The following is a 16,880-nucleotide window of genomic DNA, read 5'->3' on the forward strand; positions in this document are numbered from 1 at the left end:
CGGACGCGGGTTCGGACTGTTTCATGCACGCATGAGTCAAACCCCGCACGCATCGTCGAACCTGGTCAGCGCCGGGGTCGCCGTGCCGGGACGCCGCGTTGCACCGCGGATGTACCAGCGAGTAGGTATCGTTGCGCAACCGGGAGAACCCCGTATCCGTCGACGTTGGAGAAACAAAGCCGTGAAGATGAAGCGTTTCGCGCTCGCCCTGGTCGTGCCCCTCGCCCTCGCCACTACCGCGTGTGGCTCCGGCTCGAGCGACGGCGACACCATCAAGATCGGCGTCACCGACGGTGCCCAGCAGTTCTGGCAGGTCTACAAGGACCTCGCCAAGGAGCAGGGCATCAAGGTGGAGACCACGAACTTCAGCGATTACCAGCAGCCGAACGCCGCGCTGAACGATGGCGATCTGCAGATCAACGAGTACCAGCACCTGCAGTTCCTCGCGGAGTACAACGTGAAGAACAAGACCGAGCTGGTGCCGATCGGCGCGACCGCGATCTACCCGCTGCCGCTGTACTCGAAGAAGCACAAGTCGGTGGCCGAGATCCCGCAGGGCGGTTCCGTCGTGGTGCCCGACGATCCGACCAACCAGTCGCGCGCGCTCGGTGTGCTCTCGTCGGCCGGCCTGATCAAGCTCAAGGGCGATGTCGCGAGCCGCCAGGTGACCCCGGCGGACATCGACACCGCCGCCTCGAAGGTCTCGGTCAAGGCGGTCGACGCCAACCAGACCGCGCTGAGCCTCGACAGCGTCGACGGTGCCGTGGTGAACAACGACCCCGCCGAGAACGCGAAGCTGGGCAAGGACCTGATCATCGCCAAGGACGATCCGGCCAGCCCGCAGTCGCAGCCCTTCATCAACGCCTTCGTCGTCCGCAAGGCCGATAAGGACAACGCCACCTACCTGAAGCTGGCCCAGCTGTACAAGGACCAGAAGGTCCTCGAGCAGCTCAAGAAGGACAAGGGCGATTCGTTCATCCTGGTCGACAAGCCCGCCGCCGAGCTGCAGAGCCTCACCGAGAGCCTTCAGCAGCAGGTCCAGGCCCGCGGCACCAAGTGAGCGAGCACACCGACGCCCGAGTGGCCATCGAGTTCCGCGATGCCACTCGGGATTTCGGCACGACCAAGGCTCTGGACGGCGTCAGCTTCTCGATCGATGAGGGCACCATCACCGGAGTGATCGGGCAATCCGGCGCGGGCAAGTCCACGCTGATCCGCACGATCAACGGTCTGGAGAACACCACCTCGGGTGAGGTGCGCGTGCTCGACACCGTGGTCGGCGATCTCGGCGAGCGCGACCTGCGCGAGCTCCGCGCAGGCATCGGCATGATCTTCCAGCGGTTCAATCTCATGAACTCGCGCACCGTGGCGGGGAACGTGGAGTACCCGCTGACCTTGACGGACATGTCCAAGGCCGACCGCAAGAAGCGGGTCGCGGAGCTGCTCGACTTCGTGGGCATCGGCGACAAGGCCGAGCAGTACCCGAGCCAGCTCTCCGGCGGGCAGAGCCAACGCGTGGGCATCGCCCGCGCCCTGGCACGCAACCCGAAGATCCTGCTCGCCGACGAGGCCACCAGCGCGCTCGACCCGGGCACCACCAGTGAGGTCCTCGACCTGCTGCTGCGGGTGAACAAGGAGTTCGGCACCACCATCGTGGTGATCACGCACGAGATGGACGTGATTCGCCGGATCTGCGACCACGTCGCCGTGCTCGACCGGGGCAAGCTGGTGGATTACGGCCCCGTCTACGACGTCTTCGCGACCTCGGAATCCGAGGCCACCGCGAGTCTCGTGCACGCGGCCGTGGGTGACGATGTCGCCCCGGAGACCCTGCAACGGCTGCTGGATGCGCGGCCGGGCACCGTGGTCACCGTCGACGTCCGCGACGATATCGACGCACCCGATGCGGCCGAGGTGTTCGCGGCGCACGGCGCCACCGCCCGCGTGCTGTACGGCGGCGTCGCCGAGGTGGGCGGTCGTCCGTTCGGCTCGTTGACCTACTCGGTGACCGGTGACGACGCGGCGATCGCGAAGGCGATCGAGCAACTCGGCGTGCTCGCGCACATCAAGGATCCGCAGACCGGACAGGAGGTCGCGCGATGAGCGGCAACTACATGACCTTCCTCGACGACGTCTTCCCTCCCGGCACCAAGGAGGTGTTCGTCGAGGCGATCGGTGAAACGGTCCGCCTGGTCGGCATCACCATGGTCGTGGGCGGACTGCTGGGCCTGATCTACGGCACCCTGTTGTACGCGACGCGGCCCGGCAACCTGCTGGAGAACAAGTTCGTCTTCGGCGTGCTCAACGTGCTGGTCAACATCATCCGGCCGATCCCGTTCATCATCTTCATCACGGCGATCGCGCCGATCACCAAGGCGGTGATCGGTACCCGGATCGGTGTCGAGGCCGCGGCCTTCGCCATGACGGTGATGGCCACCTTCGTGATCGGCCGCGTGGTGGAGCAGAACCTGGTGACCGTGGACCCGGGTGTGGTGGAGGCCGCGCGGTCGATGGGTGCCAGCAAGTTGCGCACCCTGGCCACCGTCGTGATCCCCGAGGGGCTCGCGCCGTTGACGCTGGGTTACACCTTCATGTTCGTCGCGGTGGTCGACATGTCGGCCATGGCCGGCTACGTGGGCGGCGGCGGCCTGGGCGACTTCGCCCGCCAGTACGGCTACCAGCAGGCCAACTGGCAGCTCACCCTCGTGGTGATCGTCGTGCTCATCGTGGTGGTGCAGATCGTCCAGTTCTTCGGCAACTGGCTCAGCCGCCGCCTCCAGCACCGCGGCTGATCCGCGTCCCCCGCTCGCAATTGAACACCGTTACCGCGAGCGCCGCCCCAGGTGGCGTCCGCGGTAACGGTGTTCAATCGGCGGGTCGGGCGGGAGTTGGCCTTATCGTGGGGATATGAGCGAGGCGCTGGCGGAGTACGAGACGTACCTGCGGCTCGAACGTGGCCGCAGCGAGCACACCGTGCGCGCCTACCTCGCCGACCTGACCTCACTCCTCGACTTCGCCGCCGAGCGTGGCGTGGCCGGTTCCGACCTCGATCTGGCGACCCTGCGCGCCTGGCTGGGGGAGCGGGCGGCCTCCGGCGCCGCGCGGACCACGCTCGCGCGGCAGGCGTCGTCGGCGCGGACCTTCACGGCCTGGGCCACCCGGCGCGGCCACCTGGCCTTCGATCCCGGGACGCGCTTGAAGGCGCCGCGGCCGCGCCGCACGCTGCCCGGTGTGTTGTCGGCCGACGATGCCTCGGCCGCTCTTGCGAACGCGGCCTCGGGTGCGGCAGAGGGTGACCCGATCGCCGTGCGGGACCAGGCGATCACCGAGCTGCTCTACGCCACCGGCATCCGCGTCAGCGAGCTCTGCGGACTCGACGTGGGCTCCGTGGACCAGGCGCGCCGGGTGATCCGGGTGATCGGCAAGGGCAACAAGGAACGGACGGTGCCCTACGGAGCGCCCGCCGCCGATGTGCTGCGGCGATGGCTCGACGAGGCCCGGCCGCGACTCGTGGGCGAGAAATCCGGCGCCGCCTTGTTCCTCGGCGCGCGCGGGGGACGGCTCGATCCGCGACAGGCGCGCACCGTCGTCCACCAGGTCACGGCGTCAGTGCCCGGCGGCCGCGAGGTGGCTCCGCACGGATTGCGGCACACCGCTGCGACGCACCTGCTCGACGGTGGCGCCGATCTTCGTGTGGTGCAAGAACTCCTGGGCCACAGCTCGCTCGCGACGACTCAGCTGTACACGCACGTCAGCGTCGCCCGTCTTCGTGCCGCGCACGAACAGGCGCACCCACGCGCATGAGGTTACGCTCCGGCGAGACGATTCTCTTCGCGAGTAAGTAAATCTTGGACGAACGTCCCGTAATCTTCGACGGTCGAAGCTGTGGGGTGCTTCGGACAACTGACCATATCCGCTGGTGCAGCGATTCCAGCTCCGTTGCGGGACAGTGGAAATCGGTTAGTGTGAGATCGTGAATACGGTGAAGTTGTTCCTGTTTCCGCACGCTGGTGGCGCCCCGTCGTACTACGTGCCGCTCGCGCGCGAATTCACCTCCGGGGTGCGGCGGATCGCCGTGCCCTACCCCGGACGCGACGGGGCTCACGATGTCGCCACGTTGAGCAGTATCGAGGAACTCGTCGACGGCCTGTGGCGCAAGCTTTCTCCCGAGCGGGTAGACGATGGTTCGCCGATTGCCTTCTTCGGTCACAGTATGGGATCGCTGGTCGCGTTCGAGATGGCCCGGCGGTTCGCCGAGGCGGGGCGTCCGGTGGACGCCCTGTTCGTCTCCGCGTGTGCAGCGCCCGGGCACGCCGGGTTCGACGATGTCGCGGACTCCGACGACGGCCTTCTCGGTGCGGCCGCCTCGATGACGGGGATCGACGCTGCGCTGCTCGAACACGATGCGTTCGCTTCCCGGATCCTTCCCACGCTGCGTGGATTCCGGGCGATCACCCGCTATCGGGCGCCGGATGAGGCCGTGCTGAATTGTCCGATTCGGGCGTATGTCGGCGAGACTGATGAGATTGCGACAGTAAACAATATGTCGAAATGGGCGAGTCGTACCGTGTCCGATTTCGGCATGCGAATCTTTACTGGTCACCATTTCTACCTCTCAGATCACCTGGCAACACTGGCTGCCGACATCGAAACTAGCCTGGATGCAGCGGTAGTGCCGGCCGACGAGGATCGTCGCCGAATCCATGGATCTTCATAATTTCGCAAGATAATTCGGATAGACACACGTCAGACCGGGTGGTAACTCGCCGGCGAGCCGCCTGATCGCTCCGCGCTTAGGCAACGTACCCAGCCATCGTTGGGCATATGTGGTAGCAAAGTGAAGCGAAACTAGGTTCAGTTAATTGGTTATGCTTTGGACCGGGGCGCCGATCTCCTGCCCCGCGTCGCCTACGCGGAAGGTGTGTGCTGGAAGTGTCTGCATTGCGTGTCTCGGACGAACTGATCCCCGTCGCCTTGGAGCGTCTGGCCCAGTCTCGTGGTGATGAGCCCGCCTTCACCTTCGTGGACTACGAGGTGGATCAGGACGGGTTCTTCGAGAGTTTGACCTGGTCGGAGCTCCGCCGTCGGGTACAGGTGGTCGCCGGCGAACTGAGCAAGCACGGCGCGGTGGGGGATCGCGTGGCGATTCTCGCGCCTCAGTCGATGGAGTACATCGTCGGCTTCCTCGGAGCGCTCGAAGCCGGCCTGGTGGCTGTGCCGCTGTCCGTTCCGATGGGTGGTGCGCACGACGAGCGGGCGGCGCGCGTGCTGGAGAACTGCGAACCGGTCGTGGTTCTCACGACCACCACCTCGGTGGATGCGGTTCTCCCGTCCATGAATGCGCCGTCCGCGCAAGGTATCGCGGTGATCGAACTGGACGTCCTCGACTACGACGCCCCGGCGGCTCCCTACTCGACCGACCGGGACGGGGAGCGGCTGGCACTGCTGCAGTACACGTCCGGATCCACGGGCACCCCCTCGGGAGTCAGCGTCACCCACCGCAACATCGTGGTCAACATCGATCAGATCGTCACCGACATGTTCAGCGGTCTGGGAGGCGAACCGCCGGAGGAGACCACGCTGGTCTCGTGGCTGCCGTTCTATCACGACCTCGGTCTGATGCTGGGCATCATGTCGCCCATCGGAATCGGTCGCCATGCAGTGGTGACCAGCCCGATGTCCTTCCTGCAGAAGCCGTCACGGTGGATCAAGCTCCTGGCCGGCTATCCGTGCGTGCACTCGGCGGCACCGAACTTCGCCTTCGACCTCGCCGCGCGCCGCACCCGCGATGAGGACCTCGAAGGACTGAGCCTCGCCGGTGTGCGCGGAATCCTCAACGCCGCCGAGCGGGTTCAGGCGGGAACGATCCGCCGATTCAGCGAGCGATTCACCCCGTTCGGACTGAGCCCGGGGGCGCAGACGCCCGCCTACGGTCTGGCCGAGGCCACCTTGTACGTGTCGTCGGCGGTGGTCGGAAGTGACACGCCGGTGGTCTCATTCGACTTCGAGCGGCTCGCGGACGGGTACGCAGTCCGGGTCGATGACGCCGGGGCGGGGTCCGAGCAGATCGGGCTCGGCCATCCGCGCAGCACGACGTTCCGGATCGTCGATCCGGAGAGTCGCACCGAGTGCCCGGAAGGGAAAGTCGGCGAGATCTGGGTGTACGGGGACAACGTCGCGGCCGGGTACTGGCGAAACCCCGAGCGGAGCGAGAGCGTCTTCGGCGGGCGACTCGAGGCGCCCTCGGAGGGCACTGCGCCCGGACCGTGGATGCGAACGGGTGACCTCGGAGTGATGTCCGGCGACGACCTCTTCGTGGTCGGCCGGATCAAGGACCTCATCATCATCGACGGGCGCAATCACTACCCCGACGACGTCGAATCCACCGTTTCCGCGCACACGGGGGCGCGGACCGCCGCGATCGCGGTGCCGGGGGACGGTACCGAGCAACTGGTCGTCGTGGCCGAACTGCGTCGCCTGCCGAGCGATCCCGCGGAGGTATCGACCGCCGTACGCGACGCGCGCGCGAAGGCGGCTGCGGCGATCGCGCAGCGGCACAGCCTGCGGGCATCGGACATCGTTCTCGTGCCGCAGGGCGCGATCCCCATCACCACCAGTGGAAAGACGCGGAGACAGGAAAGCGCTCGGCTCTATCGAGAGGGTGCCTTCCAGCGCCTCGGAGAGGAAGCATGAGTGCGGCTCCGGACGAGGCGGCCATCCGCGGATGGTTGCTCGACTACCTGGTGGAGGTCGTCGGGTGCGTCCAGGGCGAGGCCGACCCCGATGCCCCGCTGCGCGATGTGGGCCTCGGTTCCACCGATGTCGTGGTACTAGCAGGGGAACTCTCGGAGTTATTGGGGCGCACGGTGACCGCAGCCGAACTCTTCGAGCACCCCACCGTCAACTCGCTCGCTGCCGCGCTCGCCGGAGCGAATGCGACGGAATCGGCGAACGGGGCCGGACCGACGGGGAGTACCGACGAGCCGATCGCGGTGATCGGCATCGGTTGCCGGTTCCCGTCCGACATCAACGACCCGGACGCGTTCTGGGCCTTCCTCGAATCGGGTGAGTGCGCAGTCGGTGAAGTCCCGGACGGGCGGTGGAACGATTTCATCGACGGTGGGCCACCGGTGGCGGACGCGGTGCGGGGCACCACCCGGTTCGGGGCCTTCCTCTCCGACATAGCGGGGTTCGACGCCGACTACTTCGGGATCTCTCCCAACGAGGCCGCGAAGATGGATCCCCAGCAGCGGTTGTTCCTCGAGGTCGCCCACCAGGCGATCGAGCACGCGGGCATCCCTGTCGACTCGCTCGCGCACTCGCAGACGGGTGTCTTCGCCGGAGCGTGCGCCGCCGAATACGGCTACTTGGTGAGCCGCGACCTGGCCGCCGTCGACGGCTGGTCCGGCACCGGCAGCGCGCTCAGCGTGGTGTCGAATCGAGTCTCGTACGCGCTCGATCTCCGGGGGCCGTCCGTCACGATCGACAGCGCCTGTTCCTCGTCCCTGGTGACGATCCACCTGGCTTGCCGCAGCCTGCGCTCGGGGGAGACCGATCTGGCCCTGGCGGGCGGGGTGAACGTGATGCTCTCGCCGGCGATCACCCGGAGCTTCGATCAGCTCGACGCCATGTCACCGACAGGGCGTTGCCACTCCTTCGACGCGGCCGCCGACGGCTACGTCCGTGGCGAGGGCTGTGGTGTGGTGGTACTCAAACGGCTCTCCGACGCCCGACGCGACGGAGACCGGATCCTGGCGGTGGTGCGAGGTTCCGCGGTCAATCAGGACGGCCGGTCCAACGGCCTGACCGCACCCAACCCCGCGGCGCAGGCGGCGGTCCTGCGGGCCGCGTACGCCGATGCCGGAATCGCCCCTCGGGACGTCGAGTTCGTGGAGACCCACGGCACGGGGACCCTCCTCGGCGATCCGATCGAGGCCCGCGCCTTGGGCACCGTGCTCGGCCGCGGCAGGACTCCCGACGCGCCCCTTCTCCTGGGCGCGGTGAAGTCGAACCTCGGCCATCTCGAGGCCGCCGCGGGTGTGGCGGGGTTCATCAAGTCCGTCCTGGCACTGCGGAAGGCCCGTATTCCCGCCAACCTGGGGTACACGGCTCCGAACCCCCACATTCCGTTCGATGCCCACAGGCTCCGGGTCGTCGGCGGGCCCACCGACTGGCCGACCGCCGGACACCCGCGGCGAGCGGGCGTGTCCTCCTTCGGGTTCGGTGGAACCAATGCGCACGTCGTACTGGAGCAGGCACCCGACGAGCCGAGCGATGCCCCTTCTGCGTTTCAGTCCGACGCCGGAACAGACCTGACTCGGCTGACCGTCCCGGCCGGCTCAGTCCCACGGGTGCAGCGATTCGCGGACGTGCTCGCGAACTGGCTCGAGACCTCGGGCTCGGACTCCCCGCTGTCCAGCGTCGCGGCGGCCCTCGCGGGTCGCGGGTCGCGGGGCGGGTGCTTCGGTGCGGTGGTCGCCGCGGATCGCGATGCCGCGGTTGCGGGGTTGCGCGCTCTGGCGGCCGGTGCGTCTGCTGCCGGCGTCGTACCGGCGCGGGAGCCGGCGCGCGATTCCGGCGTGGTCTTCGTGTTCTCCGGCCAGGGGGCGCAATGGACGGGGATGGGTCAGCGGCTCCTGACCACCGAGCCGGCATTCGCCGACGCGGTGGCGGATCTCGACCAGGTCTTCGTCGAGCAGGTGGGCTTCTCGCTCGCGCAGGTACTCCGGTCGGGACGCCCGGTGGAGGGGATCGACAGGATCCAGCCGGTCCTCATCGGCGTGCAGCTGGCCCTGGTGGAGCTGTGGCGTTCGCACGGCATCGTCCCGGACGCGGTGATCGGTCACTCGATGGGCGAAGTGAGCGCGGCGATCGTATCGGGCGGATTGTCCGTGGCCGACGGTCTGCGGGTCATCGCGACGCGCTCGCGCCTCATGCGTCGTGAACTCTCGGGCCGCGGTGCGATGGCATTGATCGAGATGGACGAGGCGTCCGCCGCGATCCTGGCGTCGGAATTCCACGGGGTATCCGTGGCCGTCGTCGCCTCGCCGCGGCAGACCGTGGTCGCGGGTGATCCGGACCGGATCGCCGCGCTGATGGACGCGGTCGCGGCGCGGGGGCTGATGGCGCGGCGAGTGGACGTCGACGTGGCATCGCACCACCGCACCGTCGACCCGATCCTCGACGAGCTGCGCGCGGAACTGGCATGCCTGGCACCGCGCAAACCCACGATTCCGGTGCTCTCGACCGTGCTCGCGGGGGACACGGCGCCCCCGTTCGATGCCGACTACTGGGCGTCGAACCTGCGCTCCCCGGTGCGATTCGCCGCCGCAGTGGCGGACGCCGCCGACCGCTGGGGCACCTTCGTCGAGGTGTCGCCGCACCCGGTACTGACCCACGCCGTCACCGAGTGCCTTCCCGGATCCCGACACCACGTGACGGGGACGGTGGCGCGGGACGGTGACGAGCGGCTCGACTTCCACACCGCACTCGCCTCGCTCGGTCGGCATCTCGATGTCCAGCCACGGAGGCCGCTGATCGAGCTACCGGCGACGCCCTGGCTGCACTCCGCGCACTGGATGCCGCCGATGCGGGCATCGTCCGCCGCCGATACCGTCCCCCGGATCGGCACCGTGCTCGGTGGCCGCACCCGGCTGGTGGGCACGCAGACCACGGACCTGTGGCGGGCACGTATCGCGCCCACCGACCGGCCGTACCCGGGGTTCCATCGGGTCCATCAGGTCGAGCTGGTGCCGATCTCGGTGCTGCTGGCCACGTTCGCGGCCGCGGCATCGGACATCGGTGCGCACGGAGTGGACCGTCTCGGCTTCGAGACACCGCTCGTCCTGAACCAGCACCGGATCATCCACGTGATCCTCGAAGGCGATCTCCTGACACTGTCGAGCGCGCCGGGCGATGACGGGCCGTGGACCGTGCACGCGACGGCCCGGCTCGCAGCGGGAGCGGCCCCCGATGTCCTGGACCCCATCGGTCCGGACGCGGTGGACGACCAGGCACGCGGGATCACGGAGCCGCCCGCCGAGTGGGGCGTCGAGGGAACTCCGTTTCCCTGGTCCGTGTCTGCGGTACGCCGCAGCGACCCCGCCCTCGTGGTCGACGTCGCCACCGCGCAGACACCGATCGCGGCCCTGCTCGACGCCGCGGTCGGGGTGAGCAGAATGGTGGCCCCGGAGGATTCCCGCCTGCTCGTACCCGCCGCAGTCGACTCGCTGCACGTCGTCAACCCCGCACCCTCCGACGGTGGACGGGTGACGGTCCGCGCTCAGGATGGACGGACGCTGTCGGGCTCCGACGCGGTCATCGGCGGAGTCGACGTGGACGTGACCGATGCCCACGGCACCCTGCTGGCAGAGCTGCGGGGACTGCGATTCGCACCCGTCGGCGACGATGCGCTGCTGTCCGACGCCGCACCATCGGAGATCGTCCACACGCTCGAATGGCGAACCTGGACACCGGAGGACGCCGATCGACCACGAACCGTGACGGTGATCGGTGACGAGCAGCTCGCCGCGGAGCTGGCAGGTACCGGGCTCGATATCAGCCAGAACGAGGTCATCGATCGCAGCGACCGCGTCCTCTACGTCCCGCAGGTACGCGCGGAGGAATCCGACCTCGCCGCCGCCACACGTCTCACCTGCGAGGTACTGGACCTGGTCCGCGCCGTGAACCGGGCCGGCACCGGCCGGGTCTGGTTGCTGACGCACGGCGTCGCCGATGGCACATCACCGAGCGCTGCACCGCAATCGGTGCTCTGGGGCCTGGCAGGGGTGATCGCGGCGGAGCACCCCGAATCGTGGGGTGGATTGCTCGATCTGCCCGCAGCGGGAACGGTAGGCGAGGGCGCCCCGGTGGCCGAGGCGCTCCGAGGACGATCCCGAGAGCCCCTGCGGTTGCGCGACGGTGCGATCACCGTCGGCGTGCCCGCCGCAGTCCCCGCGACGGACGCGGGGACACCGATGCGCTGCCGGCCCGATGCCGCGTATCTCGTGACCGGCGGACTCGGAAGCCTCGGCCTGGCGATCGCGGTATGGCTCGCCGACAAGGGGGCTCGACGGATCATCCTGGCCGGCCGCACACCGCTGCCGGCCCGCGCGCAGTGGAACACCGTCGTCGAACCGGTGCTACGCGAGCGTATCGACGCCGTCGCCGCCCTGGAGCAACGCGGCGTCGCGGTCGAGACGATCGCACTGGACATCGCGGCCGCCGGTGCGCTCACGGAGTACCTCGCCGATCGCGATCGACGGGGGGCGCCTGCCATCCGTGGCATCGTGCACGCGGCAGGGGTGCAATCGGCGATGTTGATCGACGATGTCGACGCGGAATCCGTCGACGCGGTGTTGGCGCCGAAGGTGGCCGGCGCCCGGGCTCTGGCCGATGCCTTCCCCCCGGGGACGATCGACTTCCTGCACCTGGTCGGCTCGGCCGGAGCCGTTTACGGCGTACCGGGGCAGAGCGCGTACGCCGCGGCGAACGCGTACCTCGATGGACTGGCACGACGCCGGCACCACGAGGGCGCGACCGACGTGCTCGCCTTGGACTGGGTGGCCTGGCAGGACATGGGCTTCGGGGCCGGCGCGGAGGTGGTCCGGCGCGAGCTCGAACGGATGGGTTCGCGCCCGGTCCGTCCGGCGGAGGCGTTCGCAGCGTGGGAGTACGCGGCCGCGCACGGTGCACATCAGGCGATCATGGTGCCGCGACCGGGCGGCGCGCGGCCGGATGCCGCCGGGCGCGACCGGGCCGGGGAAACGCCGGTGTGGTCGCAGATGTCACCGAGCGATGCATTGGCGTCGATCGAGAGCGGACTGCGCGACATCGTGGCCCGGGAGCTGCGGATGAGTCCGGCGGAACTCACCGCGGACCGGCCCTTCGCCGAGATCGGACTGAACTCCGTGATGGCCATGTCCATCCGGCGTGATGCCGAGACCCTGGTCGGCACCGAACTGTCGGTGACGATGCTGTGGAACCACCCGACGCTCGGCGCGCTCGCCCGGCATCTGGCGGAGCGCGTCGGCGCGAGTCCGCCGGGAGCGGAATCGCGCGGCGAGCCCGCCGCGGAGCAAGCCGGAGACGGGCTGCTGGACAACCTTTTCGACAGCGTGGAGGGAAGCGTTCAATGACCGGGCACCGTGACGCCGTGACGATCCGCAGCTGGATCGTGGACTATCTCGTCGAGAACTTCGACGTCGACCGTCGGAGTGTCGATACCGCCGCGCCGATGACCGACCTCGGGGTCGGATCGAAGGACCTCGTCGTGCTGGCGGGTGAGCTGGGGGAGTACGTGGGCGCGGTCGTCTCTCCCGTCGACTTCTGGGAGCACCCCACGATCGACCAGCTGGTCGCGCACTTGACCGCGGACGATCCGCAGGACGATGCCGACCCGGTGACCGCTTCCACGATCCACCGGCCGGATGAGCCGATCGCGGTGGTCGGTTTGGCGTGCCGCGTGCCCGGCGCCGACGATTCCGACGAGCTCTGGGACATGCTGTCCGCGGGGCGCACGGGGGTGCGTGAAGTCGCGCCCAGCCGCTGGGAGCCGTGGGACGACGGCACCGAGGAGACCGGTGCGGTGCTCGCACGCACGACGCGATGGGGCGCGTTCCTCGATGACATCGCCGGGTTCGATGCCGAGTTCTTCGACATCTCCGCGCGCGAAGCCGCTTCGATGGACCCGCAGCAGCGGATGTTGCTCGAGGTGGCGTGGGAGGCCCTCGAACGTGCCGGGATCGTGCCGGAGTCGCTGCGGCGCAGCCGCACGGGCGTCTTCATCGGTGCCTGCGTGAGCGAGTACGGCTTCCTCGCATCGGCGAACCTGTCCGCTGTCAACGCGTGGAGCAACACCGGTGGAGCGCTGAGCATCATCGCGAACCGGCTTTCGTACCTCCTGGATCTGCGGGGCCCCTCACTGACGGTGGATACCGCGTGTTCGTCCTCGTTGGTGGCGCTGCACCTCGCCGGCTCCTCGCTGCGGCTCAAGGAGAGTGACGTGGCGCTGGTGGGCGGGGTGAACCTGCTACTGTCACCGGCGATCTTCCACGGATTCGACGAATCGGGTGCCCTGTCGCCGACCGGCCGCTGCCAGGCCTTCGACGCCGCCGCGGACGGATTCGTCCGTGGTGAGGGCTGCGGCGTGGTGGTGCTCAAGCGCCTGTCCGATGCACGACGTGACGGCGATGACGTGCTGGCGGTGGTCCGCGGCAGCGCGGTCAACCAGGACGGGTTGTCCAACGGGCTGTTCGCGCCGAATCCGTCGGCGCAGATGGCCGTGCTGCGCTCCGCGTACGCCGCGGCGGGGGTGCCCCTGCGCGAGGTCGACTACGTGGAGGCGCACGGAACCGGCACGCCGCTCGGCGATCCCATCGAGGCCCGGGCGCTGGGGGCCGTCCTCGGGCGCGGACGCCCGCAGGACGCGCCGCTGCTGATCGGCTCCGTGAAGGGCAACCTCGGCCATCTCGAGGGAGCGGCGGGGATCGCGGGCCTGATCAAGACCGTGCTCGCGCTTCGACACGGCACGATCCCCGCCACATCGCACTACACGCAGCCCAATCCGCACATTCCGTTCGATCGCATGCGTCTGGCGGTCGTCGACGAGAACCGTCCGTGGCCGGACCTCGGACGGCCGCGCCGAGCGGGCGTCTCCTCCTTCGGGTTCGGTGGAACCAACGCGCACGTCGTGCTCGAACAGGCACCCGATGCGCCCCGCGCTCCGGAGTCCTCCCGCGCCCAGCCGGTGACCGCGCTCACCGTCTCCGCGAAAACCCCCGAGCGGCTCGCGTCCTGGGCACGGCGGCTGGGTGACTGGTTCGACGGGGCCGGCGCCGACCTCCCGTTGCCCGCGGTGGCCGCGGCACTCGCCGAGCACCGGACCCGGTACGCCTGCACGGCGACCGTCCTCGCCCGCGATGCCGACGGAGCCGCCGCGGCACTGCGAGCGGTCGCGGACGGAGGGGAGCACGACGCCGTGGTACCGCAGTCGGGGTGCGAGATCCCCAGCGGTACCGTCTTCGTCTTCTCCGGTCAGGGCGCGCAATGGCCGGGTATGGCTCGGACTCTCCTGGCGGAGGAGCCCGCGTTCGCGGAGGCCGTCGATCTCCTCGAACCGGCCTTCGTCGCCAACACCGGCTTCTCACTGCGATCCGCGCTCGCCGAGGGAGCCCGCATCGAGGGCGATCGCCGGCTCCAACCGATCCTCGTGGGAGTGCAGCTCGCGCTCGTCGCGGCCTTGCGCAGTCATGGCGTCGAACCCGATGCGGTGATCGGACATTCGGTGGGAGAGGTCACCGCGGCAGTCGTCTCCGGAGCGCTCACCGTGGAGCAGGGATTGCGCGTCGTGGCGACCCGCGGCCGGCTGATGTCGGAGCTGGGCGGCACGGGCGCCGTGGCGATGCTCGGCGTGGGTCCGGTGGTGGCCGCCGAACTCATCGAGGGGCGGAACGGGGTGGAGATCTGCGTGTACGCCTCGGACCGGCAGACCGGGATCGCGGGGGATCCCGAGCAGGTGGAAGCGGTGATCGCCGATGCCGCTGCACGCAATGTCTTCGCCCGCCGCGTGGACATGGAGGTCGCCTCGCACACCGCCCAGATGGAGCCGGTGATGCACGCACTCGCGGCAGAACTCGCCGATCTCGTCCCCGCGGTGCCGCGCCTGCCCTTCTACTCGACCGTTCAGGACACCGCCGAGCCGAAAGTCGACGCGGCCTACTGGGCGGACAACGTCCGCCGTCCGGTGCGACTGGCCCGCGCGATCAGCAGCGCGGCCGCCGACCACGGGACTTTCATCGAGGTCAGCACCCATCCGCTGCTGCAGCACGCGATCACCGACACGGTGCCCGAGGGACGGTTCGTGACGGGGTCGTTGACCCGCGACGGTGACGACACGGTGGCGTTCCGGCGCGCCGTCGCCTCGGTTGCGGCGCCCCGCCCGCCGCAGGACGAGGCCGCGAAGAGCGTTGCGCCACTGCTGCCGACGATGCCGTGGCACCGCACCGAACACTGGCTCGCCGAGGCTGCGCCGATACATGCACGGGCGACAGCGCCGTCCGGTGCGGACGGACCGGTGCCCGCCGAGTGGAACCACCGGCTGCACTGGCCCGAACGTGAAGCGCCCGCGGGACTACCGCCCGCGACGGGCCGATGGGTCGTGATCGGGGACGGTGCCTGGGCGGCCGAGCTCGCCGCCGCCCTCGGACCGGAAGCGGCGACCGTGTCCGCGGCGGAGTTCGCGACCCAGCAGACCGTGCCGAGCCCCGAGGCGGTCGCCGCGCTCGGGGCGGCGGATCATGTGGTGTACGCGCCCGATCCAGCCCTCGATCCCCTCGATCCCAGTGCCGGGTACCGACTCTTCGCGACCGGCCGTGCGCTCCTGACCGCGACCCTCGCCGTCGGATGCGGTCCGCTGCACCTGCTGACCCGCAATGCGCAACCGTTCGGAGCGGGCGATCGCGCCGACCCCGCGCACGCGGTGCTGTGGGGCCTCGGACGGACCCTCGCGCTCGAACACCCCCGCGCGTTCGGCGGGCTCGTGGATGTGGACGCCGCGGTCCCCGCCGCGATCGCGGCCGGCTATCTGCGCACCGAGGCGTCGGACGAGACCGAGGACCAGGTGGTCTACCGCGCGGGCGTCCGGCACGCCCCGCGACTGCGTCCGTCCAGCGCACACGAGATGCGCGAGGTCGATGGGATCGACGACGGTGCGATCGACCTCGCGGGAGCACACCTCGTGGTCGGTGCGACCGGAAACCTGGGGCCGACGCTGATCCGGGAACTGGTCCGATTGGGTGCGCGCACCGTTGTGGCGGTCTCGCGGAACCCGGGAAATCGGCTCGACGGGTTGGCGGCCGAGATCGCGGAGGTGGGCGCGCGGCTGGTCACGGTCGCGGCGGATGTCACCGACGAAGCCGCCATGGCGGCGCTCTTCCGCCGATTCGGTGCCGATCTGCCGGAGCTGTCCGGAATCTATCTCGCCGCATTCGGTGGCGGACCGGTCACGCTCGCGCAGATGGACGACGAGGACGTCGCAGCGATGTTCGCGCCCAAACTCGATGCCGTCGCCGTCCTGGACCGGCTTTCCCGGAGCGCAGCACCGGCCCATTTCGTGGTCTTCACCTCGATCTCGGGCCTGACCGGATCGCGGTGGCTCGGACACTACGCCGCGAGCACCACCTACCTCGATGCCTTCGCCTACGCGCGCCGCGCCGCGGGTCTGCCGGCCACAGTGGTGAATTGGGGCCTGTGGCAGTCGCTGCACGCGGCACAGGACGAGGTGGTCAGGGAGACGACCGAGGGCTCGGGGCTGGCGCCCATGGCCGATGCGACCGCGATCCGCGCTCTGCGACTGGCACTGGTGCCGGGCGGTCCCCTCCGTTCGGTGGTCGTGGCCGCCGACTGGCAGCGCCTGGCCGATGCGTACCGACTGCACGCGGCGCTCCGCCTGGTCGACGATCTCCTGCCGCGCGAGGGTGACGCCGCGGAATCGGACGCCACCGCCCTGAGGACGGCATTGCGGGCCGCACCTGCGGACCAGCGGCGGGCGATCCTGGCCGATGCGGTCGCCGATATCGTCGCCGCTGCATTGGGACTCGAGTCCACCGATCTGCTCGACCGCGGTGACGGCTTCTTCCAGGCGGGCATGGACTCCCTCACCGTGGTGACCGTCGCCAGGACGCTGTCACTGGCGATCGGGACGGCCCTACCGACCTCGGTGGTCTTCGACTACCCGAGCGCCGACGGCCTCACCGCCCACCTCAGCACGATCCTCCCGGAGCTCATCGAGGCGACGCCGGCGATGACGCCGCCGTCGGACGACTACGACGAGATCACCGAGGACCAGCTACTGGCACGACTCGCGGAAAGACTGGGCTGAC

The 16,880-nt window shown here is 69.4% G+C and carries 8 protein-coding genes; all 8 read left to right on the forward strand.

All coding sequences use genetic code 11. The annotated features are described in order from the left end of the window. Positions 1-187: 187 nt before the first annotated feature. The 8 genes from ABD108_RS13020 (at position 188) to ABD108_RS13055 (ending at position 16,879) form a co-directional block, all read left to right on the forward strand. Complete coding sequence (locus ABD108_RS13020) at positions 188-1,060, forward strand: MetQ/NlpA family ABC transporter substrate-binding protein (protein WP_220659642.1); 873 nt, start codon at positions 188-190, stop codon at positions 1,058-1,060. Next, complete coding sequence (locus ABD108_RS13025) at positions 1,057-2,103, forward strand: methionine ABC transporter ATP-binding protein (protein ID WP_220659308.1); 1,047 nt, start codon at positions 1,057-1,059, stop codon at positions 2,101-2,103. Before ABD108_RS13020 ends, ABD108_RS13025 begins: the two co-directional genes overlap by 4 nt. 11 nt (positions 2,104-2,114) lie before the next feature. Continuing rightward, positions 2,115-2,792: a methionine ABC transporter permease gene (locus ABD108_RS13030; protein ID WP_220659641.1), complete on the forward strand. Its 678-nt coding sequence runs from the start codon at positions 2,115-2,117 to the stop codon at positions 2,790-2,792. A 115-nt stretch (positions 2,793-2,907) separates the two neighbouring features. Further along, positions 2,908-3,804, forward strand: coding sequence for a tyrosine recombinase XerC (locus ABD108_RS13035; RefSeq protein ID WP_220659307.1), 897 nt, complete (start codon positions 2,908-2,910; stop codon positions 3,802-3,804). Between the two features lie 169 nt (positions 3,805-3,973). Further along, the gene (locus ABD108_RS13040) at positions 3,974-4,717 is read left to right on the forward strand and encodes a thioesterase II family protein (protein ID WP_343930502.1); all 744 of its coding nucleotides are present in this window, start codon (positions 3,974-3,976) and stop codon (positions 4,715-4,717) included. 224 nt (positions 4,718-4,941) lie between these two features. Then, complete coding sequence (locus ABD108_RS13045; protein ID WP_425579786.1) at positions 4,942-6,693, forward strand: AMP-binding protein; 1,752 nt, start codon at positions 4,942-4,944, stop codon at positions 6,691-6,693. Continuing rightward, positions 6,690-12,137 carry an acyltransferase domain-containing protein gene (locus tag ABD108_RS13050; RefSeq protein ID WP_343930504.1) on the forward strand — a complete coding sequence of 1,816 codons (5,448 nt, stop codon included), beginning with the start codon at positions 6,690-6,692 and terminating at the stop codon, positions 12,135-12,137. The genes ABD108_RS13045 and ABD108_RS13050 overlap by 4 nt, the downstream gene beginning before the upstream one ends. Further along, positions 12,134-16,879, forward strand: a complete 4,746-nt coding sequence (locus ABD108_RS13055) for an SDR family NAD(P)-dependent oxidoreductase (protein WP_343930505.1) — start codon at positions 12,134-12,136, stop codon at positions 16,877-16,879. Before ABD108_RS13050 ends, ABD108_RS13055 begins: the two co-directional genes overlap by 4 nt. Position 16,880 lies beyond the last annotated feature (1 nt).

The sequence above is a fragment of the Tsukamurella strandjordii genome (assembly GCF_039525985.1).
GTDB classification, from domain to species: domain Bacteria; phylum Actinomycetota; class Actinomycetes; order Mycobacteriales; family Mycobacteriaceae; genus Tsukamurella; species Tsukamurella strandjordii.